Origin of the sequence: Promicromonospora sp. NPDC060204 (genome assembly GCF_042728455.1) — a bacterium.
In the GTDB taxonomy this organism is placed as follows: Bacteria; Actinomycetota; Actinomycetes; order Actinomycetales; family Cellulomonadaceae; genus Promicromonospora.
This window is the reverse complement of record NZ_JBHWZO010000470.1, coordinates 1-1,394: the sequence shown is the minus strand read 5'-3', so window position 1 is coordinate 1,394 and position 1,394 is coordinate 1. Positions and strand designations below refer to the sequence as shown.

Below are 1,394 nucleotides of genomic sequence, written 5' to 3'. Positions count from 1 at the left end.
GATGTGTATAAGAGACAGACGCTGGACCGGTCTCGATGCAGGCGACCGAAGTCACTTACCCCGATCCCTCAGCCGACGAGCGCGCGGCTCGTGACGTCCCGCCAGCCCTCCGCGCGCAGCAGCTGCTCGCCGCCGCGCGAGCGCAGGCCGCGCTCGCACACGACGACGACGGGCCAGTCGGCCGGGTGGTCCAGCAGCTCGGGCGGGAAGCGGCCGGCAGCAAGGTCCTCCAGCCGCGCGAAGACGGCGCCGGGCACGCCGCCGGGGCGCAGCCCGACGTCGAGCACCAGCACGCTGGCGTCGCCCGACGGCGTCTCCGCTGCCTCGGCCGACGGCGTCCCCGGCAGTTCGGGCGACGTCGTCCCCGGCAGTTCTGCGGACGCCGTCTCCGGCAGTTCGGCGGACGTCGTCCCCGGCAGTTCTGCGGACGCCGTCCGGCCGGCCTCGGCGGACGTCGTCGGCACGGCTCCGTCCGGTGTCGAGGCCTCGCTCGCCGTCAGGGCGTCGCTCGCAGCCGCGACCTCGCCCGACGCCGGCGGGGCCAGCTCGATCGTGTCCCACCCGGAGGTGCGCGCGTCGTAGGCGAGCAGGCGGCCCAGCGCCGGGTCGCCCGTCCCGGTCAGGACCTTGACCGCCTCGACCGCCATCGTCGAGCCCACCACGCCGCAGGCAGGGCTGAGCACGCCCACGGTCGCGCACGACTCCCCCTCGGGAGGCTGCGGGCCGAACACGTCCGGGTAGGTGATGGCGCGCCCGTCCGGCGCCGCCGACCAGAAGACGCTCACCTGGCCGTCCCAGCCCAGGACCGTGCCCCAGACGACGGGCAGCCCGAGCCTCGCCGCGGCGTCGGACACGGCGTAGCGCGTCTCGAACGTGTCGGAGCCGTCGACCACCAGGTGGTACCCGGCCAGGATCGCGGCGGCGTTGTCCCTGGTCAGCCGCTCGCGGTGCGCGATCACCTCGACCTCGGGGGCCAGCCCGCGGAGCGTGTCGGCCGCCGAGTCCGGCTTGGCGCGTCCGACGTCGGCGACCGAGTGCAGCACCTGGCGCTGCAGGTTGGAGGCCTCCACGACGTCGTCGTCGATGATGCCGAGCGTGCCCACGCCCGCCGCCGCGAGGTACTGGAGCACCGGCGACCCGAGGCCGCCCGCGCCGACCACGACGACCCGCGACGCGGCGAGGCGCTCCTGCGCGGCCAGGCCGAAGCCGTCGAGCAGGAGGTGCCGCGCGGCCCGACGGCGCTCGGCGGGCCCGAGCCCGCCTGCGGGGTTCACGAACGGCTCCATCACGTCATTCCACCACCTCGGGCGGGGTCCTGGCGCCACCCTCCCCTTCGAGGCCCGGGTTTCTTCGCTTTGAGCTGGCCGAAAGCGAAGAAACCCGGGCCTCAAAGG

At 75.0% G+C, this 1,394-nt stretch carries 1 protein-coding gene; it reads right to left on the bottom strand.

The features are described 5' to 3' along the window. Positions 1-68 precede the first annotated feature (68 nt). Positions 69-1,286, bottom strand: coding sequence for a ThiF family adenylyltransferase (locus ACFWEJ_RS28755; RefSeq protein ID WP_377232566.1), 1,218 nt, complete (start codon positions 1,284-1,286; stop codon positions 69-71). Positions 1,287-1,394 lie beyond the last annotated feature (108 nt).